Here is a 20,933-nt window from a genome sequence, read left to right as displayed (position 1 = left end):
CCAAGCTCGGAGGAACGTAGCGGCTTTATTGATCAGATGCGTCAGGCAAGCGAAACCGCGGGGCGCAATCGCGCTGCTCGACTAAGCCGCCAGCCACAACAGCCCGCACGCCAGCCTTTGCGATTCGAGTCGCTGCCAGAATACCAGCGGGTAGAGGCACAAAGGAAGATCGGCGAAGTGATCGGCGTTGCCAATCCATTCTACCGTTCCCATGACCAGGCAGCCGGTGCAACCACGGTCATGGGCGGCAAGACCTTCGTGAACTTCGCGTCCTACGACTATCTCGGAACCAATACCGATCCGAAAGTGATAGAGCAGGCGAAGGCGGCGATCGATCGTTTCGGCATTTCAGCGTCGGCCAGCCGTCTCGTGGCTGGTGAGCGGCCGGTGCACAAAGCACTGGAAGGTGCTTTGGCGGACGTCTACGGCGTCGAAGCCGCCGTCTGTTTCGTCAGCGGTTATCTGACCAATTTGGCAGCGATCAGCTCCCTTGTCGGCCCCCAGGATCTGGTCGTGCACGATGAGTTCATTCACAATAGCGCACTGGCGGGTATCAAACAGTCGGGTGCAACACGCCGGTTTTTCCGCCACAACGACGTCGAAAATCTCGATACGGTGCTGCGCACCTTGGAAGGCGACTTCCGGCGTGTGCTGGTGATCGTGGAAGGCGTCTATTCCATGGACGGCGATATTGCCGATCTGCCGGCCTTGCTCGAGCTTAGAAACCGCCACGGTTTCTGGCTGATGGTTGATGAGGCGCATTCGCTCGGCGTGCTGGGTGCGACAGGCCGCGGCAGCTTCGAGCATTTCGGGATCGATCCGCGGGAGGTCGATATCTGGATGGGCACGCTTTCCAAGACAACATCGAGCTGCGGTGGGTATATCGCCGGAAGCCAGGCACTGGCCGACATTCTGAAGGCTGACGCCGGAGGCTTCGTCTATAGCGTCGGTCTGGCGCCCGTGCTGGCAGCGGCAGCGACCACGGGCCTTGAGATTCTGCGTTCGGAGCCGGAACGGACCGAGCGCCTGCACCGCAATGGTGCGCTCTTTCTGGAATGTGCCAAGGAGGCGGGACTGGATACGGGGCTTAGCCTCGGTTTTTCTGTGGTTCCGATCATCGTGGGCGACTCGCTCCGGGCTGTCCAACTGTCGAACGAGCTTCTGGAAGAAGGCGTCAACGCATTGCCGATCATTCACCCGGCCGTGCCGGAAGGCATGGCACGGCTGCGCTTCTTCATCACCTGCGATCATACCGAAGACCAGATCCGCCATGCGGTGGATGTCACGGCTCGCCGTTTGCGGACTCTCGAAGAGCGCAATTTCGGGCTTGGCGCACTCGACCTCGAAAAGATGATGCAGCTTTCGCCTTTGCTTCAGGCAAGCGAAAAAAACTGACAGCTGGGAGCCGCGCGTGCACGTCATCGTCACGGGAGGATCAAGCGGCATCGGGTTGGAGGTGGCGAGGCAATATCTGCGCTCCGGCGCTAAGGTCTCCATCATCGCACGGAACGCACGGCGGCTGGACGAGGCACGGCAGGATCTTGAACGCAGCGTAGCTGCCGGGGTCGGGCGGATTGGCCTCGTCTCGGCCGATGTTGCGGTGGAGGCTGAGATCAGCTCTGCCATCTCCGCGTGTGAATTGACATTCGGACCTTGCGATATTCTTGTGGCATCTGCGGGTATAGTCGAGCCTGGCCTGTTCGACGAGCAGAGTTCCGCCGTCTTTGCCGGCCAGATCGACACCAATCTTCTCGGCACGATCAACAGTGTCCGCGCTGTCTATTCCGGCATGAAGATACGCAGGTCTGGCAAGATCATGATCATTTCTTCCGGCGCTGCGCTGATCGGCATCCATGGTTACAGCGCCTATTGCGCGTCGAAATCGGCGCTGGTCGGCTTTGCAGAGGCGTTGCAGGCTGAAGCGCGGTCTTTCGGGATACAGGTAGCCATTTGTTTTCCACCGGACACTCTGACGCCCCAGTTCGAGCAGGAACTGCCTAAACGCTCGCCTGAGGCACGCCGCCTGATGGGGGCAGCCGCCGCTTGGCCGGCGGACGCTGTCGCAGCAAAGATTGTCAGCGCCATCGACCGCGGGCGCTCGAAGACGTTCTTCGGCTTCTCGCTGACGGCCCTCGGATGGATTGGCCCTCTGCTCAAGCCAGCGCTGTTATGGTGGTTCGGGCGAGAGACGAAGCGTTAGAAATCTGCCTCATTTGTTCTACGCCGAGAGGAACGGGTGCCCTACAGGAACCGGGTTTGGCCGCCATCGATCTTCAGGACGGTAAGCTTGCCTGTGTAGAAGGCTCCGGTATCGATGCCGATCCGATGAGGCCCTAGATCCGGCATCGGCTGGGGCGTATGGCCGTGGATTACCATCAGAGGCAGTTTCGGGCCCTCTTTGAGAAACGGCTCGCGGATCCACATCATGTCTTCATCGGTCTGCCGCTGAAGAGGAATTTCGGGCCGGATTCCGGCATGCACGAAGAGGTATTGCCCAATCTTCAGATGGATAGGCAGGTTTTCGAGAAACTGCTTATGGCTCAAGGGAATTGCTTCTGCCAAGACATGTTTCAGCTTGCTGTTGCGGCCGCGCTGCCGCAGCCCGACATGATGGATGTCGATGCCATAGGACATCAGGGTTTGCTCGCCCCCGAGCGCCAGCCATTCCAGGTGAAGGTCCGGCTCCTCGATGAACTTGCCGAAGATATCGTCATGGTTACCGCAAAGCGGAACCCGTTTGAGGCCGAGTGCACTTGGATTGACGAGATGTTCGATCACTTGGGAGGAGGCGGATCCCCGATCCACGTAATCGCCAAGCAGCACCACCGGCCCCGACTGGCCGGAGACTTCGATGTCGGTCGCGATCTTCTCTTCCGCGCGCTGCAACTGATCCATGCAGCCATGAATGTCGCCGATCGCGTAGATCGGATAGGCAGGCGGATTATCTCCCATGTCTATACGGCGACGCGGCGCAGCCTGCTCCGGTGCGGGACGCTTTTGGGAAAGCCAGGTCAGCAATTTACGCATCTTGTCGCCGTTCGCGCCACTCATCATGCCGACCATGGAAAGTCGGCGTTAAAACCCTGTTAAAATCGTGTTCTTTACAGTTATGATCACGGCGGCGGGAGCTTCGGTTCATCCGCTCCAATCCGAGGCCCCCTTTGAGCCTTGGGTGCTCGCCCCGTGGGGATCATTGCCGTCCAAGCAACGGGAAGGCGTAAAGGTTCCACCTTTGGGACAGGCCGGTTGGCAACGATCAGGTTCAAACGATTCGAGTCGCTCATTTCGTGCTTGAAGCTTGCAGGGTAATATCCGACAAGCATAGAGAAATCCATTTTCCCGCCGAGCTTTCGCCGGAGCGCATCGAAAAATATTCTGTCGCTCCAAAACGGCCTGATACTGTTCTGAAGGATGTTGAGCGCATCCTCGACCGCCTGTTCGTTCGGCTCGCCTGGCGGGAGGTTGAACTTGATCCGCAGACGGGAAAAGGCACCGTGTGCAGCGCCGCGGATCTGCAGGAAAAGCGATGCAGTACCCGTTTGCGGTGGATACTGCCTCAGCAGGGAGCACTCCCAGTTCCCGTCGCTTTCGGCCACAAATGCGGGAGTTTCCTGGTTCCGCTGGGCGAGCCTCTGGCAGAAGTCCTGAGGCTTGAGGGGAGGCTCCAGCGCTCCCATTGACTGGGTGGTAGGCGCGCTCAAAAGATGTGATGGTTGGCGCGCTAGCTGCGCCGGCTTTGCGGCAACCGGAACCGCCTGAGTCTCGGTCCGCTGCTCTTTGAGCGGGATGTGGAGAACCTTAGCCAGAAGATGGAGGTTCTTTCCCTCATTCGCCATCAGCACCGTGGCCAGAACCCCAGCGACAACCAGGAGAAATATGAGCACGGGCACCGCGAACCCTGGCGGACGCGGCGGCTCCATCTCGTTCTCGCCGGAGGGGGCGAGATCGAGTCGCTTGCTATATCGAGACTGGGAGGCGTGATCAGATACCGTCGTGGCTCCGTGATCGATTGCAGGAGAAGGCGACTATGCCCTGTCTTGCGCGACTGGAATAGACGGTATGTATTAGATCTGGTTCCAGTACAACGGGTTAACAGACGACTGGATCATTACCCATCGCAAGTCCGTGTCGCGCCAGTTACGGATCGAATTGCTTCGGTTGTCTAGAACAAGATCGCCTTTGCTTGTGCTGACGACCAGAACGGCATGGCCATTATTGTTCGGCGTATAGGCGATGGCCATCCGCAAAGCATTCGGCGACCAGCCGAGTTCGATCAACCGCCGCCGCTTGGTCAGGGCGAAGTCTTCGCAGTCGCCTGCAGCTACGTCCGCCTGCCATTCGTCATCGCCGTCGTTGTCGTACTGCGGCTCGATCGAACGGTTGACCTGTGCATTCACTTGGCGAAGCTGGCGCATGAGCCCTGAAGTGAGGGATACGCTGGCATCGCCATGGGCATCTGCACAGTCCGAGGCATTGGCGACGCAGAACTTGACGAATGCGAAGGGCGCCAATGTCGGCTTCTGGGCGACGATGTTCAGCGGACGTAGCTTGGATGGCGCTGCCATGCCCGCGGGACCGATTGCAAAAGCACTGGAAGTGGAAAGGCAAAGAGAAGCTGCGGCAAATACGCCAAAAACGTAATTCTTGATCATTGAGATTCGCCCCGTTCGTTCTTGTGAGCCGTTGTTTCGGCCTCTGCGCCTGGTTTTACAGATCAAACTATTCGGCCGGCTTAAGTGGATAATTTCAATTTTATCGAACTGACTTGTTTTGTGTCGTTTCGATCGGCCTTGAGTTTATCAAGAAGCAACGGCAGAAGAAGGAGATGAAAAAGCCGCAGGCATAGACAGAGCGCTCTACTAACGATCAGCTTTGAACGCCGAACTGGGAATATGCGGAATTTCTAACGGTAAGTGCTGTCTGCAATCGTTACTCCGATTTTCGGTTACATCATGATCTTAAGAATCCTGCCTCTCGCCTTCTACCTACTCTCTTTTGCGCTTGTTCTTTTGACGGATGGCGGGGTTTACCCCTTCTCACTGTCGATTTCGGTACTGCTCATGGCCTTATCGGTTCTTAGTGGAGTGATCGAGCGGGGGCTGCACGCAAGTACAGTGGGCGTCTTTCTTGCCGCTCTGCTTTTGTGGGTGGCAGTAGCAGCCTGGGTGGTGATCCAGACACTGCCCTTACCGGGTGGTTTGTTGTCGAACGCGGCCTGGGCAAGCTTGAGCGATGTCGGCATCGACGCTGCACCGCGAATTTCCGTCGTACCTGGGGACGCCCTTTACTCCCTTATGCCGATCAGCTTGGCTTTCATGACATTTCTGGGTGCGCTGCTTCTGTTTCGCAACGACAGGCAGGTGGAGCGTGCTTGGCAGATCTTCGGCATCTGCGGTGCAGGTTTAGCACTATTTGCAATCGTCCAGACAGTATTGTTCCCGAACACATTGATGTTCGGCCCACGACAAACCTATTTTGGTAGCCTGACGGCGCCGTTCGTCAACCGTAATACCGCTGCAACCTTTTATGGCGTGATTCTCGTCGTCCTTATCGTGTGCTACGCGCTTGCAGCGACGAGAGACGCGCGACCATCTACCCAGCCTGTCTCGATCTTTGAGAATAAATGGGCGTTCGCTTTCATGGCGCTCATTTCTGCAGTCGCTGTGGCTCTGACCCAGTCGCGAGGGGGAGCGGCGGCCTCTCTTGCTGGCTGCACCGTTTTAGCCGTTGCTTTGATCTTTCACTTCCGCAGTAAACAGCGGCGACGCCGTGGCGGTGGAAACCTCACTCGGTGGCAGAAGGTCCTTATTGCCATGACGCTTGCCGCTCTCGTCATGGCGGCCGGCGGTTTATTGTTCGGACGCTCTATGATTCGTGCCGAGCGGCAGGGGCTGAACGACAGCCGTCTTTGCGTGACGCAGAGCGTACTGCCCGCAATTGCAGGCAACTGGGCAGCCGGACTGGGGCCGGCCTCGTTCCGCTATTACTTCCCGGCTTACCGCAATGCAGAGTGTGGGCTTGAGGGCACCTGGTACCGGGCCCATAACTTCTATGTCGACACCATTCTGGCGCTTGGCGTCTTTCCGTCACTCGCTGCTTTCGTTTTTGCCTATTCCGTTCTGCTGGGAACTTTCCAAGCTGGATTGCGCCGGCGAAAGAGCATGAGGCCCATGATCTGGGGCGCCATTTCTGCGGTGGTAATAGCGACCGTGCACGCATTCACGGATTTTTCTCTTCAAATTCCTGCGTTTTCAATGATTCTCGCGCTAATATCTGGGCTAGGGATAGCGATAAGCTTTAAATCGTCCAGCACTAGAAGTGTTTCCATGTAGAAATGTGATTTCTTTGTTACAGGCGCACCGATTCAGCACTGTAATTAACTCATATTAAGAAAACCGCTGGTTTTCGTATTTAAACGAACCTATAGAAGCGATGTGGGGTAATCATGGCGGGGCATATGGTCAGGTCGTCCAAAACTATTTTATCAATTGCTACTATTGCAATGTTGTCAAGTTGTACTGGCCTGCCAAGGTCCGGTCCGGACCCGCATCTTGTGGAGTCTCAGGCCACGGTCAAGGTAAGTGCTTCTGAGAAGAAGGTCGGAATCGACTATGCTCTTGTTGATATCAACAAGACGGTCTTGGCTCATGCTTCCCAGACGACGGCGCCAACATTGAATGCCGGGTTCGGAGGCGGGCGCGGTGGTCCTCCTAACATCGTACTCGGCGTCGGCGACGTGGTGCAGATCTCGGTGTTCGAAGCGCAGTCCGGAGGGCTCTTTATTCCGGTAGACGCTGGTGCGCGTCCGGGAAATTACATTACTCTCCCCAACCAGACGATCAGCCGCGACGGAACGGTCAGTGTTCCGTATGCCGGCAAGATCACGGCTGCGGGGCGTCCCGTGGATGCAGTTCAGCTTGATATAGCTCAGCGCCTGGCCAATCGGGCGATCGAGCCGCAGGTGGTCATATCGACCATTACAAATCGTTCGATGGAAGCCTCCGTCTTGGGTGACGTCAAGGAGCCCAAGAAGGTGGAACTTAGCCCCGCAGGCGAGCGCGTTATCGACGTGATCTCGGAGGCTGGTGGCTTGAGTTCACCGGGCGACGAAACGACGGTCACTGTGCAGCGTGGCTCCAAGAGCGTTACGGTCGCCTACAATAAGTTGAGCGATACGCCGCGTGAGAATATCTTTGTGCAACCTGGCGATACTATCTTCGTCAATCGCGACCGCAGAACCTACCTCGCTTTCGGCGTGACAGGTCAAAGCGGACGTTACGATTTCGATGACAGTAATCTGTCGCTCGGCGAGGCTTTGGCCAAGGCCGGTGGGTTGCTGGACGACAAGGCGGAGCCACAGGCGGTTCTTCTTTATCGTGTTGTTGATCGCGACTTCCTGCGTAGCCTCGGCGTAGATACCAGCCACTTTGCTGGGGACCAGATTCCGGTGATCTTCCGGGCGAACCTGCGTGACCCCGCAGCGTTCTTCGCGGTGCAGAAATTCCCAATGCAGAACAAGGACGTCATCTATGTCTCGACGTCGGATGCTGTTGAGCTTGTGAAGTTCTTGACGATCGTGAACTCGGTAACGTCATCAACGCGCGATGTGGTTGATACGCGCGACAAAATTCGCAACTAAAAGTTAAGGCGGCGATCGCCGTCTTAACTTTACTTATAAGTTCTCGCCAGTTGCTTTGATTACGTGGGAAAAAGCATTGCATTTCTCTCGAAATCGCTGTCTGGTAATGGAATGTTAATCTAATTCGTGGAGCGCCGGGATGAGTATCCGTTCGACATTGTTGCAGGCCGCTACGGCCGGCGTGTTTGCTTTTAGTACAGGCCTGGCTGTCGCCCAGGACACGGGAGTTGCTCCTGCGCCTGCCTCTCCGGTAGCGCCTGTCGCTCCTGTAGTGGCTGCTGCGCCTGCCGTTACTGTGGCTGATGTGCAGGAATTCGTTCAAAATCCGAATGCTCTTCTGGTTCAGTTTCCTCAGGGCGGTGCCGCTTTGCAGGCTCGTATCCAGCAGATCCTTGAAGTTGCTGCGGCCAATGGCCAGTTACCAAGCGTGCTGACCGCCATTCAGACCGCGGCTGCATCGGCTGGCGTCAGTGTTGTGCAGGTTGCAGCCATGAGCGCAGGTGCCAACGTTGCTGCTGCGTCTCTGGCGGCTGCCGGCAATCTTCAGGCTCAGGCTCAGATCCAGCTCGCGATTGCGGCAAGCCCCCAGATGGCGGCTGCCCAGACGCAGGCCCAGGGCCAGCAGCAGGTTGCTACCTCGGAAGTGAGCCCTCAGACGGCTGGAATCGGCGGTAATGTTGTCGGCGGCGGCAGTGCTATAGGTGGCGCCGGCTCGGCTGGCACAGGTGGATCGAGCGGCTCCAGTTCGGCGGCTGGCTCGTCCACTGGATCAGGCTCTGGTTCTGGCGTCGCGAGCGGGGGCGGTACGTTCTCTGCTGCTACGGGTGGCGGCGGTTCCAGCAGCAATAATGGCAGCAGCAGCGGCGGTACGGACACCAGCCCTATTACGCGCGGCTGATAGTGGTCGCTTAGACACTAGATACTCTGGCGAATGCTTTTTCGGACAAGATAATGAACCAGAGGCCTATCTTTCATGCTCGTGCCGATGATCAAGTTTTGGAGCGACAAGCTCCAAAACTTGACGTTGATAACGTCATTGCCGTCGCGAGACGGCAGTGGCGTGTCGTTGCTATATGCGTTGCAATATGCCTCATACTAGGCGTATGCTATATCGTTACGGCCGTTCCGAAATATACGTCAAAAACCAGCGTATTGATCGACCGCAGTAATGGGCAGGTCGTGGAGCAGCTTTCGACTATCGGCGGAGTCCCTGATGACGAAGCTTCTATACTCAGCCAGGTCGAACTTCTGAAATCGGAGACTATCGGACTATCGGTGGTCGAGAAGCTGAAGCTTTCTGACAATTCTGAATTCATGGGAAGCGGCGGCAATTTCCTCAGCGCTGCAGCTTCTTACGTTCGCTCCGTGATCAACCCGAAGAACTGGTTCGGAGGTGACGAGACTACGCTTTTGGACGCCGCTGAAAACAACCGGCGGGAGGCTCTCAAGCGGATTGTCGATAACATGGACATATCGCGGGTCGGCCGTTCCTATGTCCTGGAAATCGGCATTACTGCGACTTCACCGCAGCTGGCGGCTTCCATCGCTGGGGGCATTGCGGATGCCTATCTCAACGACAAGCTCAATGCGAAATACGAAGCGACTCGGCGCGCAGGCACATGGCTGCAGGAGCGCATCGAAGAACTTCGTCAGAAATCTCTCGAATCCGACCTTGCCGTACAGAAATTTCGTGCCGCAAACGGGCTTCTCGTCGCCAACGACAAGCTTGTCTCGGATCAGCAGTTGACGGAATTGAACAGCGCCCTGCTGGTTGCTCGTGCGGACACGGCGCGCGCTCAGGCAAAATTGGACCGAATCCAGTCTATATTGAACAATGGGCAGACCGACGCGATCGTAACGGATGCCCTGGATAGTTCGGTCATCAATACGCTTCGGGAAAAGTACCTGGATTCGTCCAAGAGAGAGTCCGAGATCAGCAAACGGCTGGGCGAGGGCCACGTTCAGGCAATCCGCTTGCGGCAGGAAATGGCCGAATATACGCGGCTGATGTTTGACGAATTGCGCAGGATTTCAGAAAGTTACCAGAGCGAACTTGAAGTGTCGCAGTCGCGTGAGCGACAAATTGCGGAAGGCCTCAAGAATGCTACCGGGGTCAGCGTAACTGCCGGTGAGACACAGGTTCAGCTGCGCGAACTGGAGCGAGGTGCGGAAACCTACAAGAACCTCTATCAGACTTTCCTGCAGCGCTATCAGGAAGCTGTTCAGCAACAGTCTTTCCCGGTTACGGAAGCGCGCATTATCAGCAGAGCTGTTCCGCCTCAGAATGCAAGCGAGCCACGTGCTGGGATGGTGCTTGGCACTTGCCTCATCCTCGGCTTCGTTCTCGGCGGCGGCGTTGCCGGTTTCAGGGAATTCCGAGACCGCTTCTTCCGCACCGGCGAGCAGGTGAGGGACGTTCTCGGTCTGGAATATCTGGGAGCCGTCCCTCTGGTCGATCCTTCCAAAGCCAAGCCGCTGGACAACGCCCCGGTCAAGGGCGAGGTCTACAAGCGTAGTCAGGTTTCGAATTTTGCCGTCGAGCATCCGCTTTCGTCCTTTGCGGAAACGCTTCGGAGTGCCCGAATTGCGGCTGATCTTCAGGTCAACAAGTCGCAGAAGATCATCGGCATCGTGTCCGCACTTCCTGGGGAAGGCAAATCCACCGTTGCGGTCAATCTCGCTCAGACACTTGCGAAAAGTGCAAAAACCCTGCTGATCGACGCCGACCTTCGAAATCCTGGCGCAACTCGGGCCCTGGCGCAGCACGCTGACGAGGGACTGCTCGAGGTGCTTATGGATAATCTTTCCCCGTCCTCAGCCGTACTGACCGACCCGGACTCGGGACTTAAGTTCCTGCCGGCTGTCGTCAAACGCCGTATCCCGCATTCCTCTGAGCTTCTGGCTTCGCAGGCGATGATGCGACTTCTCGCGCAGGCGTCGAGCGAATTCGAGTATATCGTTCTCGATCTGCCGCCACTGGGTCCTGTCGTGGATGCAAGAGCCATTGCCTCGCGCATAGATGGCTTCGTCATGGTCGTGGAGTGGGGTGAGACGTCCCGTAAGGTCGTGCGAGACACGCTTGCAGCCGAGCCGCAAATCACCAGTCGCTGCCTTGGCGTTATCCTCAACAAGGTCAATAGCGAAAAGATGAAGCTGTACCGCGAATATGGCTCGTCGGAATATTACGCATCTCGCTACACCTCCTATTATCACGAAAATGCGTCCTAGCCTCCGGCGTGGTCTCGCTTATCCCATAACGGTAGTGGCCTGTATGGCAGCGGCTTCGCTTGCCGTATGGCAGTTTGTTGTGACCGCACGTTACGGCGTCTATGTCACTCTGGCGTCGATGATGGACAAGGGAGAGTCTGTCTCGTCGGCTGCGGTGGCCAACTATGCCAGCAAGGCGGATCAGTTACCGTCCACATGTCGAACGGACCTGCTGAACGCGGCAATTGCCGTCAATATCCGCAACGTAGATCAAATGCGCGGTATAGACGACCAAGTGTCTTGGATTGCCTCTTTACGCGCAATGGAACCGCGCCTGCGGCAAGGTCTCGGCTGCGTTCCGACAGACGGCCTTCTCTGGCAGCGTCTCGCAGTGGTGCGTTGGTTCCTCGGCGGCACTGCTCAGGAAGAAGCTCATCTCTTATCTATGTCCCAGGCCTACGCACCCTACGAACTGGATATCGTTAAAACACGCATTCTACAATGGAAACGGGTCACGCCCGCGGTTATCGATCTCGCGGGAGATGCCTTGCGCTCCGATATCAGGATCACTCTCCTCTATGCTCCGGTAGGTGAGGTCAAGGCCATGCTCACCGAGGCGTCAGCGTTCATGTTACCGCTTTTGAGCAGCGAGGCAGTGGGCATGCCGCCTGAGCGGAGCGATGCTCTTCGCAAGGCGGATATCACGCTGCCATAGGGCTTGTGAAAGTCAGGACTCGGGGCGCGATTTTTCATCATATCTCTTCGGACGCCGCAGATCTTGTCCTGGCCGGTCGGCAAGTCCGATAAACCACATCCTACGGTCGAAAATCCTTGTGTTGGACAGATCCACCGCAATCCTCTCTCCCTTACAGATACGAATCCCGCTTGCTTTTTGCCCGGATTATACTGTCCAAAAGACCCGGAGCTCGAATAGAGCTAGTCTATCCTGCCGCACCGTAAGTTGCCTCAGGTTTCTCTTGCAAATTTTGCACTGCACAATATCCTGATGCGGCTGCGAAAGGCTCGGGGATATGACAATTCGTGTCGAGTTGAGATCAAAGCTGGTTGAAGCGGCGTCCTATGAGGACGCAGCCCAGCTCATGCGCGTTTATCTTACCAATGGGCAGATGCGGGATTATGTGGAGGTTCCACGCACCGTGTTTGAGCAACTGGTTGGTGCCCGGTCGGCCGGCCATTATTTCATGGAGCACATCCGGGGGCGTTTCCGCCACCCGGATTGAAGCGGCTCGATTAATACTCGCTTCGCTCTTTGCATTGTCGCATGTCATAAGCGGAACCGCTGCATTCTCAGGTGCGATGCTTGGCTTATAGGTCGACCGTTTCGCTCCCTGCGCTCAGCCTTTGCCGATGCTGTGATAGGCGAAGCCATGCGCTTCCACCTCATGCGCGCGGTAGACATTGCGCAGGTCTACGAGGACTGGCGATGCCATCAGGGACTTCAGCCGGTCGAGGTCAAGGGCGCGAAAAGCATTCCATTCGGTGACCAGCACCGCCACATGGGCGTCCGTTGCCGCCTCGTAAGGGCTACCCGCAAACTCGATTTCCATCATCTGCCGGGCATTGCCCATGCCTTCCGGATCATAGCCCGAGACGATGGCGCCGGCATCCTTCAGCGCCTGTACGATGGCGATTGCCGGGCTGTCGCGCATGTCGTCGGTATTGGGCTTGAAGGTGAGGCCGAAGACGGCGACCTTTTTGCCGCGCACCTCGCCGCCAACCGCTGCAATCACCTTGCGGCCCATCGCCCGCTTGCGGCTGTCATTGATGGCGATCGTGGTCTCGATCAGCCGCACGGGGCTGTCATAGTCCTGGGCGGTCTTGGCAAGCGCCAGCGTGTCCTTGGGAAAACAGGAGCCGCCATAGCCGGGGCCTGCATGCAGGAATTTGGAACCGATACGGCCGTCAAGACCGATGCCGCGCGAGACGTCCTGAATGTCCGCGCCAACCTTCTCGCACAGGTCTGCCACTTCGTTGATGAAGGTGATCTTCATGGCCAGAAAGGCATTGGCTGCGTATTTTATGAGCTCGGAGGTGCGCCTGGAGGTAAACAGCAGCGGCGACTGGTTGAGATAGAGCGGACGGTAGACTTCGGTCATGACGGGGCGGGCGCGCTCATCGGAGAGGCCGACGACGATGCGGTCAGGGCGCTTGAAGTCCTCGATCGCCGCACCTTCACGCAAAAATTCCGGGTTTGAGACCACCGCAACATCGGCCTCAGGGTTGGTTTCGCGAATGATGCGCTCCACCTCATCACCAGTTCCGACCGGCACGGTGGATTTGGTGACGACCACAGTAAAGCCGCTGACGGCTCTGGCGATCTCCTCGGCTGCGGCATGAACATAACCGAGATCAGCATGCCCGTCGCCGCGACGCGAGGGCGTGCCCACTGCGATGAAGACGACATCGGCCTCGGAAACCGGGCCAGCAAGCTCGGTGGAGAAGGAGAGGCGGCCTGCCTTGACGTTATTCTCTACCAGCTGGTCGAGGCCGGGCTCGAAAATTGGGATGACGCCCTGCCTCAGAGCCTCGATCTTCTCTACAGCCTTATCGACGCAAACAACTTCATGTCCGAAATCCGCAAAGCAAGCTCCCGACACAAGTCCAACATAACCAGACCCAACCATTACAATACGCATAAAACACCTTTCAGTCGCGCCATTTTGCCGAATTACCTAAAGCGTTTCCGGGGCAAATGAAACCAATTCTGTGGGTATAGGTCGAACAGATTTGCGGCCTGATGTGCTTTCCGATGCCGAAGCATCGACTGGTGCGGATGACCTGCTTCAGCACGCGGAGAGACAGATCGCGTCCGCTATGGTCAGCGCCTGTCGAATGCTCTCAATCCTGATTTCGTTTCGCTCCCCTGGCAATGAAGTCGGGGTTTATGAATGGAGCTTCTCCGGCCCGCTCGAACCGTCCGTACCGAAGCGGCCGCCCCTCGGGATCTGTGGTGACCCCACCGGCAGCGCGCAAAATCGCATCGCCCGCTGCGGTGTCCCACTGCATGGTGCGTCCGAAGCGTGGGTATAGATCGGCCTCGCCTTCCGCGAGCAGACAGAATTTCAAAGACGACCCGATGCTGCGGACATCGCCAGAACCGGCTTCCGCCAGATAGGCATTTGTCTCCGGTGTTCGATGGGAACGGCTTGCAATGGCAACCGGCGGCTGGCGCTGTGTGCAAGCGCGGATCGAGGTTCTTTCGCTTATCGTGAAGTCAGACCCGACGAGAAGCTTGTAGGCTTCATTGCCCGCGCCCCCATAAGCCACGCCCAGCGCCGGCGCGTAGATAAACCCTACGGTTGGAGTTCCAGATTCGATCAGGGCGATATTGACGGTGAAATCGTCATGCCCTTTGATGAACTCCTTCGTTCCGTCGAGCGGATCGACGAGGAAAAACGGCGCGTCGTTGATTGCCGGCATCTGGCCTGCGGCAACGGCTTCCTCCGCCACGACAGGAATGCCTGGGTAGAGCTGACCAAGCTTTTCGAGAATGATTCGTTCCGCCTGCTGGTCGGCTTCAGTCACCGGAGAATTATCCGCTTTGTAAGATGCCCGTGCGCCTGCAGCCCTAATGGCCAGGATCGCTTTCCCCGCCTCAAGTGCCGCTTTCTCAAAAGCTTCCAGCATGGCGTTCATCGGTTACCCTCAGCTTATCTTGACCAGATGTTGCCGGGCGGCATAAAGGGCGACGGCTGCGGCATTCGAGACGTTCAGTGACTTGATCTCGCCAGGCATGTCGAGCCGCGCGAGCGCGGTCACCGTTTCGCGGGTCTTCTGCCGCAATCCCTTGCCTTCCGAACCCAGCACCAGCGCCACGCGCTCACCGTTAAAACTCCGTTCGAGTTCGGCTGGTCCTTCCGAGTCGAGGCCGATCGTCTGGAAGCCAAGCCGATGAAGCTCTTCCAGTGCATCTGCGAGATTGGTGACCTGTATATAGGGAATGAGTTCCAGCGCTCCAGATGCGGATTTTGCAAGAACGCCGGATTCCGTTGGGCTGTGTCTCTGAGTGGTGACAACCGCGCCTGCGCCGAAAGCAACGGCGGAACGCATGATCGCGCCGACATTATGCGGATCCGTCACCTGGTCGAGGACGAGAAGCAGCGGGCTTTCCTTGAGGGCTTCCAGCCGGCGCATCGGTAGCGCTCGGGTCTCCAGCATGACGCCCTGGTGGATCGCCTCTGGCCCCAGCACCTTGTCGATATCCTGCGGCGAGACGAACTCGACAGGGAAGGGGAGCGGAGTTGATTCCTCAAGGTCGAGCCGGGCGAAAGCGTTCTGCGTCACCGACAGCTTGATCAGCTTGCGTTGCGGATTGGCAAGTGCCGCGCGCACCGTATGCAGCCCGTAGAGAAATACCTGTTCCGCCTGAAGCTGGGGAGGCTTCCAGTCTTTGTTGCTCTTTTGCCGCTTTAGCGGCGGCGTCGGGATTTCGCCACGTTCGCGTTTTGAATCGCGCACGGCGCGTCGCAACGTTGCATAATGCGTGTCGCGGTTCGATCGGTCGTTTTTGTCGTCATTGCTCATAAGGCTTTATAGCCATAGGCGTCCGCGCGGCAAAGCCCCTGGCTGGCAGCAGAAGGAATGCGGCGCGGATTCATTTTCCTTATTTTTGCATCTTGCTCGTGTTGACAGATGCTGATCGTCCCGTCATATACGCGGCGCAGATTGCGGGGCACCAACCACCTCAAAGATCTGAAGAACTTGGTCTAACGATCCGGACGAATCTGGAGAGATGCCCGAGTGGTTAAAGGGGACGGACTGTAAATCCGTTGGCTCAGCCTACGTTGGTTCAAATCCAACTCTCTCCACCATTCGTCCTCGTGATCGGACCATCCCGCGGGTATAGCTCAATGGTAGAGCAGCAGCCTTCCAAGCTGAATACGCGGGTTCGATTCCCGCTACCCGCTCCATTCTCGCAGGTCTTTACCATATATCGCGAGCAGTGATTTTTCGCATTTTTAACTGCGACTTTTTCTTGGAATCCGCGTAGATCTATTGTGCCGGCTAGATGAGCCGCGCTTTTCTCTTTCACCGGAAGCCTTCCATGAAGAACATCTTCGCTGCTGCCGCGCTTGCGACCATGCTTGCGCCTACACTTTCCTTTGCCGAAACTTTGAAATTCCCAAGCGATGCGCCTATTGCTCAGATCACCATTCCTGATGCCTGGGGTCCGGAAGAAACCGAAACCGGTATCCAGGCGACCTCCGACGATTCCGCGATCTATCTCTCGATCGATGTTGCGGACGCCAAGACCTCGGACAAGGTCGTGAGCGACGCTGTCGATTTTCTTCAGAAGAACGGCATCACGATCGACGAGAAGACGCAGAAAGAGTCCGAGGACAGCGTCAACGGCATGCAGATGAGCAACCTGGACTGGGACGGCAAGGACAAGGACGGCCCGGTCAGCATCGGCCTGTCCTTCGTTCAGCCACGGGCGGACAAGCTTCTTGTCATCACCTATTGGGGAACCAAGGGCGAGCAGGAGAAGCACGCCAAGGAACTGATGGCTCTGATCAACTCGCTGAAGCCGGTAAAGTAATCCCGTTCAAGACGCGATCGGGCGCACCTCTTGCTCGTGCGCCCCTTTGTGCCCTAGCTGGTGAGCGGCCTGTTCAGTACCTCCGCCCCATTGTGCGTGGATCGCCAAATTGGGTGCCGAATTCCCATGTTTTCGGCCATCCGGGACCCGTCCCCTTGTACTGGCGCGAGGCGTAATTATGTCTTGCGCATTGTGGTGGAAAGCCTTAAACGGCGACACCAAACCCGCGCCCCGGGTTCACCTCTTATGTTCACAGGAAGCATTCAATGGCAAAGAGCAAGTTTGAGCGCAATAAGCCTCACGTCAACATTGGCACGATTGGTCACGTTGACCACGGCAAGACGTCGTTGACGGCAGCGATCACGAAGTATTTCGGCGAGTTCAAGGCCTATGACCAGATCGACGCCGCTCCGGAAGAGAAGGCGCGCGGGATCACCATTTCGACGGCGCACGTCGAATACGAAACGCCTGCCCGTCACTATGCGCATGTGGACTGCCCCGGCCACGCCGACTATGTGAAGAACATGATCACCGGTGCTGCCCAGATGGACGGCGCGATCCTGGTTTGCTCGGCTGCCGACGGCCCGATGCCGCAGACCCGCGAGCACATCCTGCTCGCCCGTCAGGTTGGCGTTCCGGCGATCGTGGTGTTCCTCAACAAGGTTGACCAGGTCGACGACGCAGAACTGCTGGAACTGGTCGAACTGGAAGTTCGCGAACTTCTGTCGTCCTACGACTTCCCCGGCGACGACATTCCGATCGTCAAGGGCTCGGCTCTTGCTGCCCTGGAAGACTCGGACAAGAAGATCGGCGAAGACGCAATCCGCGAGCTGATGGCTGCCGTCGACGCCTACATCCCGACGCCTGAGCGTCCGATCAACATGCCGTTCCTGCTGCCGATCGAAGACGTGTTCTCGATCTCGGGCCGTGGTACGGTCGTGACCGGCCGCGTCGAGCGTGGCATCGTCAAGGTTGGCGAAGAAGTCGAGATCGTCGGCATCCGCGCCACCACCAAGACGACGGTGACCGGCGTTGAAATGTTCCGCAAGCTGCTCGACCAGGGCCAGGCCGGCGACAACATCGGCGCGCTGATCCGTGGCGTACAGCGTGACGGCGTCGAGCGCGGCCAGATCCTGTGCAAGCCTGGCTCTGTCAAGCCGCACAAGAAGTTCAAGGCCGAAGCCTACATCCTGACGAAGGAAGAAGGCGGCCGTCATACGCCGTTCTTCACCAACTACCGTCCGCAGTTCTACTTCCGCACGACGGACGTGACGGGCATCGTGACGCTTCCGGAAGGTACGGAAATGGTCATGCCTGGCGACAACGTGACCGTTGACGTCGAGCTGATCGTTCCGATCGCGATGGAAGAAAAGCTGCGCTTCGCGATCCGCGAAGGCGGCCGTACCGTCGGCGCCGGCATCGTCGCTTCCATCGTCGAGTAATCGACGGGGAACCGAGGCCGAAAGCTGCCGACGCAACAAAGTTTCCTCAGATCACGCCAGCGCGATTTGAGGGCGGCGCCGGCATCGTCGAGTAATTGACGCTGCGTTGAATTCAAAAGGCTCCGCCGGCGACGGCGGGGCTTTTTGCGTTTGTAGCGGATATCGGCTGACGTTTGACTCGCTTAATCTAAATTGAACAGCTCGCGCTCGTAGCGAAAGACCGGCCGGTTGCGCGGCTTGCGAAGAGTGACCGGAAGGCGGTCTTCTTCCTCCATGAGACGTTCAGCAATATTTCGCACTCCGACACGAAGGGCATCCCGCCCGATGAAGCCACCCCGAACCTGCGTGGTCGCTGCCAGGGCGCGGTTGAAATCCTCGAAGAGTTGCGGGTCGGGAAGCTGAGGCGCCGTCCAGAAGCTGGCCAAACTGCCTTGGAAACTCAAACCTGGAACATCGTAGATGGCGGAGCCGAGGGCGATAACGGGCTTTCCCTGACCGAGCGCTGTCAGACCCACCGTGGAGTTGACCACCACGACCCCGGCAGATCGGCGGATCAGGTCATCTGTGTCTCCACCATCCGCGATAAAGACCCGCGCGCTGACGCGGCACCGTTCGGCTGCTGCCTTGATGCGTTGCGGCCAGCGGGACAGGCCATTGTCTATCGGGTGGACCTTGAAAAGCAGGCTTGCTTCGGGCGCGGCATGCCGGGCAAACGATTGAATGACGGCATCGACAATGGAGAACAAATCTCCGCCAGGTGCATGACGAAGGATCTGATAGTCCCCGGGCAGTTGCAGCGGAAAGAGAAACCGTGACTCTGCCGGAAAGGCGGACCAGCCGGTGATGGCCTGCTGTGCCCTTGAGCGACGACGCCGCAGCGTCAGCGCCTTGCCGATCCAGCCCGCATATTCGACGGCTGGATGCACAGGACCATGTGCCCGGTAATGGCGGTGAACCAGCCAACCAAGTGCGACATTGGGGATGTGGTAGGCAAGGTCGTACAGAGCGTAAGTAAGGAAGCTCGATTGGAACAGCCGGCCGCTGTCGGCAGGAGGTCGGCCGGCCGCGAGTGCCCTGATGGCGTCCGGCTCCCGAGGGAAGCGCGAATATGCCGTCATGCCGTCCGGCTCGAGGGTAAGCCAGTCCGGCCGCAGATAGCCATGCTCGAGGATATGCACCCGCACGCCCATCTCGATGCCAACCTCTGCGGCAATGGCATGCTGGGGGCGCCCATCCCCGAGCATGACGATGTCCGTCACGCCGTGGCGGGAGATGTATTGCGCCAGATAGTCTCGCCAATCTTCCCGTCGATTCCGGAACCAATCGCCTTTTTTCGGCCACCAGAACACGGCATCACCTACACTGAAATTAATTTTTCGGATTGTCGGGCCGCGTGCTTCGATAGCGTCGGCCAGCAGCCTCAAGAACGGCGACGCGGGTCCTTGGAGAAAAAGGAAGGTGCGGGCAATCATGTCACACCCTCCACTGGATTGACCCGGACAAAGATCGTTTGTGATTGACGGAAGCGGCTGAATGGCCGCATATCAACACGTCTTCATTGACGAACAGGTGGATGCAACTGTTGTTAATTGCCAACATATTGGCGCGTCTATGATCGAAGGTGGCGGCTCCCCGATGACTAAAGTTCTCTTTTTGCAAGGTCCACCTTCGATATTTTGGCGAGAGCTGTCGGACGCTTTCGAAACGCAGGGGATCGAAACCAAACGGGTGAACTTCTCCTTCGGCGATCTTCTCTACTGGCGCAAGAGGGGCGCGATCAACTACCGCGGGACCCTTAAAGCCTGGCCGCGTTTTCTCGCCGACCTTATCAAGCGCGAAGGCTTCACCGACATTCTCTATTATGCAGACCGCCTGCCTTATCACCGCCTGGCGGCAAGGGTCGGTCGCAAGCTCGGTCTGCGCTGCTATGCGGTCGAGTTCGGCTATCTGCGGCCTGACTGGATCACCCTTGAGCGTGACGGAATGGGTCGCTTCTCCCATTTTCCGAACGATCCCACGCAGATACGCCGCATATCGGACAAGGTTGATTCGCCGGATCTCCAGCCGCGTTACGCCCATACCTTCAACCAGGAAGCCACGAACGAGGTCATCTACAACCTGGCGTCTTATTTTGGACGTCCGTTCTTTCCCTTCTACAAGTCCGACAAATATTACGATCCTCTGGTCGATTATCTGTCCTGGCTGCCGCGCATGATGCGCCCGCGTCACCGGCTGCCCGAAGGGTTTTTCAAGGAAGGCTCCCCCCAAACCTATCTTTTGGCGCTCCAGCTGCAAAGCGACTACCAGATTCGCGGCAACTCGCCTTACCGGCACTTGTCGCAGATGCTGGATCAGGTGGTTCAGTCTTTTGCGCGGCATGCACCTGATAAAAGCCGTCTGCTGATCAAGCAGCACCCGCTCGATAACGATCTGGAAGCGTGGAATAAGGTCGTGACCAAGCTCGCGGCGCGTTATCGCGTCAGCGACCGCCTGTTCTTCATCGAAGAAGGGGAGCTAGGTGGCATTCTGCGCCATTCCTGTGGTGTCATCGTCGTCAACTCGACAACCGGCATACAGAGCTTGAGAGCCAGTCTGCCAACGATCGCCCTGGGAGCGGCAATATACGATATTCCGGGTCTTACGCATCAAGGCGGAATCGATACTTTTTGGCGCACTCCCGACCGAATCGATCGGCAGCTTCTGGCCGCTTTCATTCGCGCACTTGCAGGGGCCATCCAGGTGAAGGGCAACTTTTATCATGCAGAGGGTCGCCAGCTAGCTAAGGAAACGATCGTTGCGCGCGTGGTTGGCGGCAATGTGAACGAGCCGGACGCTTATGTCGAACGGCCGCCGCGCCTGGCATGGAAGCGTATTCCCATGAAGGAAGAGCGTAAGTCTTCGGCTAGTCTTCTACCGGGCGGCCTCGATCTGCCGGGCAAGGAGATTTTCGGCGGTCAGCCGGACAGTGCTTTCTCCGTAGCTCGCGCCGTCGATATGGGCGACCCTTTGGCCGGAAAGTTCAGATAAGCCTTGATAATCAAAAACGCTCTTGCCAAGCGGCCTTGGCCGTCTTAAAGGGAGCGCC

The 20,933-nt window shown here is 57.7% G+C and carries 18 protein-coding genes and 2 tRNA genes; 13 read left to right on the top strand and 7 right to left on the bottom strand.

Going from position 1 to position 20,933, the window contains the following annotated elements; genetic code table 11:
* Positions 1–36: 36 nt before the first annotated feature.
* Positions 37–1,395 (top strand): aminotransferase class I/II-fold pyridoxal phosphate-dependent enzyme, encoded by a 1,359-nt coding sequence (locus tag EPK99_RS18960; RefSeq protein WP_128445010.1) that lies wholly within the window; start codon positions 37–39, stop codon positions 1,393–1,395.
* Between the two features lie 16 nt (positions 1,396–1,411).
* Positions 1,412–2,200 carry an SDR family oxidoreductase gene (locus tag EPK99_RS18955; RefSeq protein WP_128444644.1) on the top strand — a complete coding sequence of 263 codons (789 nt, stop codon included), beginning with the start codon at positions 1,412–1,414 and terminating at the stop codon, positions 2,198–2,200.
* Positions 2,201–2,241: 41 nt separating this feature from the next.
* Here the strand turns inward: EPK99_RS18955 and EPK99_RS18950 are convergent, their stop codons facing one another.
* The 3 genes from EPK99_RS18950 to EPK99_RS18940 all read right to left on the bottom strand — a co-directional run bounded on the left by EPK99_RS18950 (position 2,242) and on the right by EPK99_RS18940 (position 4,652).
* The gene (locus EPK99_RS18950) at positions 2,242–3,027 is read right to left on the bottom strand and encodes a metallophosphoesterase family protein (RefSeq protein ID WP_128444643.1); all 786 of its coding nucleotides are present in this window, start codon (positions 3,025–3,027) and stop codon (positions 2,242–2,244) included.
* 86 nt (positions 3,028–3,113) lie between these two features.
* Entirely contained in the window at positions 3,114–3,920 is an 807-nt protein-coding gene (locus EPK99_RS18945) for a DUF6030 family protein (RefSeq protein ID WP_281033479.1), read from the bottom strand.
* A gap of 144 nt (positions 3,921–4,064) precedes the next feature.
* Entirely contained in the window at positions 4,065–4,652 is a 588-nt protein-coding gene (locus EPK99_RS18940; RefSeq protein ID WP_128444641.1) for a transglutaminase-like cysteine peptidase, read from the bottom strand.
* A 261-nt stretch (positions 4,653–4,913) separates the two neighbouring features.
* Between EPK99_RS18940 and EPK99_RS18935 the strand changes: the two genes are divergently transcribed.
* The 6 genes from EPK99_RS18935 (at position 4,914) to EPK99_RS18910 (ending at position 12,087) form a co-directional block, all read left to right on the top strand.
* The gene (locus EPK99_RS18935) at positions 4,914–6,332 is read left to right on the top strand and encodes an O-antigen ligase family protein (protein ID WP_128444640.1); all 1,419 of its coding nucleotides are present in this window, start codon (positions 4,914–4,916) and stop codon (positions 6,330–6,332) included.
* Between the two features lie 113 nt (positions 6,333–6,445).
* Positions 6,446–7,639 (top strand): polysaccharide biosynthesis/export family protein, encoded by a 1,194-nt coding sequence (locus EPK99_RS18930; protein WP_245582485.1) that lies wholly within the window; start codon positions 6,446–6,448, stop codon positions 7,637–7,639.
* A gap of 139 nt (positions 7,640–7,778) precedes the next feature.
* A complete protein-coding gene (locus EPK99_RS18925) occupies positions 7,779–8,537 on the top strand; it encodes a hypothetical protein (RefSeq protein WP_128444639.1) in 759 nt (252 codons plus the stop codon).
* 53 nt (positions 8,538–8,590) lie between these two features.
* Entirely contained in the window at positions 8,591–10,867 is a 2,277-nt protein-coding gene (locus tag EPK99_RS18920; RefSeq protein WP_128444638.1) for a polysaccharide biosynthesis tyrosine autokinase, read from the top strand.
* A 43-nt stretch (positions 10,868–10,910) separates the two neighbouring features.
* Positions 10,911–11,561, top strand: a complete 651-nt coding sequence (locus EPK99_RS18915; protein ID WP_128444637.1) for a hypothetical protein — start codon at positions 10,911–10,913, stop codon at positions 11,559–11,561.
* 316 nt (positions 11,562–11,877) lie between these two features.
* On the top strand, positions 11,878–12,087 hold the full coding sequence (locus EPK99_RS18910) for a KTSC domain-containing protein (RefSeq protein ID WP_128444636.1): 210 nt from the start codon (positions 11,878–11,880) through the stop codon (positions 12,085–12,087).
* Between the two features lie 114 nt (positions 12,088–12,201).
* Here the strand turns inward: EPK99_RS18910 and EPK99_RS18905 are convergent, their stop codons facing one another.
* The 3 genes from EPK99_RS18905 to rlmB form a co-directional block, all read right to left on the bottom strand.
* Positions 12,202–13,503 carry a UDP-glucose dehydrogenase family protein gene (locus EPK99_RS18905; RefSeq protein WP_128444635.1) on the bottom strand — a complete coding sequence of 434 codons (1,302 nt, stop codon included), beginning with the start codon at positions 13,501–13,503 and terminating at the stop codon, positions 12,202–12,204.
* Positions 13,504–13,705: 202 nt separating this feature from the next.
* On the bottom strand, positions 13,706–14,494 hold the full coding sequence (cysQ, locus tag EPK99_RS18900; RefSeq protein ID WP_128445008.1) for a 3'(2'),5'-bisphosphate nucleotidase CysQ: 789 nt from the start codon (positions 14,492–14,494) through the stop codon (positions 13,706–13,708).
* A gap of 18 nt (positions 14,495–14,512) precedes the next feature.
* A complete protein-coding gene (rlmB, locus tag EPK99_RS18895; protein ID WP_128444634.1) occupies positions 14,513–15,391 on the bottom strand; it encodes a 23S rRNA (guanosine(2251)-2'-O)-methyltransferase RlmB in 879 nt (292 codons plus the stop codon).
* Between the two features lie 202 nt (positions 15,392–15,593).
* Between rlmB and EPK99_RS18890 the strand changes: the two genes are divergently transcribed.
* The 4 genes from EPK99_RS18890 (at position 15,594) to tuf (ending at position 17,848) form a co-directional block, all read left to right on the top strand.
* Positions 15,594–15,678: transfer RNA gene (locus EPK99_RS18890), tRNA-Tyr, on the top strand.
* Between the two features lie 25 nt (positions 15,679–15,703).
* Positions 15,704–15,777: transfer RNA gene (locus EPK99_RS18885), tRNA-Gly, on the top strand.
* Between the two features lie 134 nt (positions 15,778–15,911).
* On the top strand, positions 15,912–16,406 hold the full coding sequence (locus tag EPK99_RS18880; protein ID WP_128444633.1) for a histidine kinase: 495 nt from the start codon (positions 15,912–15,914) through the stop codon (positions 16,404–16,406).
* A gap of 266 nt (positions 16,407–16,672) precedes the next feature.
* The gene (gene tuf, locus EPK99_RS18875; RefSeq protein ID WP_128444619.1) at positions 16,673–17,848 is read left to right on the top strand and encodes an elongation factor Tu; all 1,176 of its coding nucleotides are present in this window, start codon (positions 16,673–16,675) and stop codon (positions 17,846–17,848) included.
* A 182-nt stretch (positions 17,849–18,030) separates the two neighbouring features.
* On the opposite strand, the gene EPK99_RS18870 is transcribed toward tuf, so the two are convergent.
* Positions 18,031–19,320, bottom strand: coding sequence for a capsule biosynthesis protein (locus EPK99_RS18870; protein WP_128444632.1), 1,290 nt, complete (start codon positions 19,318–19,320; stop codon positions 18,031–18,033).
* A 163-nt stretch (positions 19,321–19,483) separates the two neighbouring features.
* Between EPK99_RS18870 and EPK99_RS18865 the strand changes: the two genes are divergently transcribed.
* Positions 19,484–20,875, top strand: a complete 1,392-nt coding sequence (locus tag EPK99_RS18865) for a capsule biosynthesis protein (protein WP_128444631.1) — start codon at positions 19,484–19,486, stop codon at positions 20,873–20,875.
* Positions 20,876–20,933: the final 58 nt, after the last annotated feature.

Source organism: Neorhizobium lilium, from assembly GCF_004053875.1.
Lineage (GTDB): Bacteria > Pseudomonadota > Alphaproteobacteria > Rhizobiales > Rhizobiaceae > Neorhizobium > Neorhizobium lilii.
This window is presented reverse-complemented; position numbering and strand designations above follow the sequence as displayed.

Excerpts from the sequence above, each read along its gene's own strand:
- EPK99_RS18960 (WP_128445010.1), top strand. The coding sequence starts at position 37 with ATGCGTCAGGCAAGCGAAACCGCGGGGCGCAATCGCGCTGCTCGACTA.
- EPK99_RS18950 (WP_128444643.1), bottom strand. The coding sequence starts at position 3,027 with ATGCGTAAATTGCTGACCTGGCTTTCCCAAAAGCGTCCCGCACCGGAG.
- EPK99_RS18945 (WP_281033479.1), bottom strand. The coding sequence starts at position 3,920 with ATGGAGCCGCCGCGTCCGCCAGGGTTCGCGGTGCCCGTGCTCATATTT.
- EPK99_RS18940 (WP_128444641.1), bottom strand. The coding sequence starts at position 4,652 with ATGATCAAGAATTACGTTTTTGGCGTATTTGCCGCAGCTTCTCTTTGC.
- EPK99_RS18930 (WP_245582485.1), top strand. The coding sequence starts at position 6,446 with ATGGCGGGGCATATGGTCAGGTCGTCCAAAACTATTTTATCAATTGCT.
- EPK99_RS18925 (WP_128444639.1), top strand. The coding sequence starts at position 7,779 with ATGAGTATCCGTTCGACATTGTTGCAGGCCGCTACGGCCGGCGTGTTT.
- EPK99_RS18920 (WP_128444638.1), top strand. The coding sequence starts at position 8,591 with ATGAACCAGAGGCCTATCTTTCATGCTCGTGCCGATGATCAAGTTTTG.
- EPK99_RS18915 (WP_128444637.1), top strand. The coding sequence starts at position 10,911 with ATGGCAGCGGCTTCGCTTGCCGTATGGCAGTTTGTTGTGACCGCACGT.
- EPK99_RS18910 (WP_128444636.1), top strand. The coding sequence starts at position 11,878 with ATGACAATTCGTGTCGAGTTGAGATCAAAGCTGGTTGAAGCGGCGTCC.
- EPK99_RS18905 (WP_128444635.1), bottom strand. The coding sequence starts at position 13,503 with ATGCGTATTGTAATGGTTGGGTCTGGTTATGTTGGACTTGTGTCGGGA.
- cysQ (WP_128445008.1), bottom strand. The coding sequence starts at position 14,494 with ATGCTGGAAGCTTTTGAGAAAGCGGCACTTGAGGCGGGGAAAGCGATC.
- rlmB (WP_128444634.1), bottom strand. The coding sequence starts at position 15,391 with ATGAGCAATGACGACAAAAACGACCGATCGAACCGCGACACGCATTAT.
- EPK99_RS18880 (WP_128444633.1), top strand. The coding sequence starts at position 15,912 with ATGAAGAACATCTTCGCTGCTGCCGCGCTTGCGACCATGCTTGCGCCT.
- tuf (WP_128444619.1), top strand. The coding sequence starts at position 16,673 with ATGGCAAAGAGCAAGTTTGAGCGCAATAAGCCTCACGTCAACATTGGC.
- EPK99_RS18870 (WP_128444632.1), bottom strand. The coding sequence starts at position 19,320 with ATGATTGCCCGCACCTTCCTTTTTCTCCAAGGACCCGCGTCGCCGTTC.
- EPK99_RS18865 (WP_128444631.1), top strand. The coding sequence starts at position 19,484 with ATGACTAAAGTTCTCTTTTTGCAAGGTCCACCTTCGATATTTTGGCGA.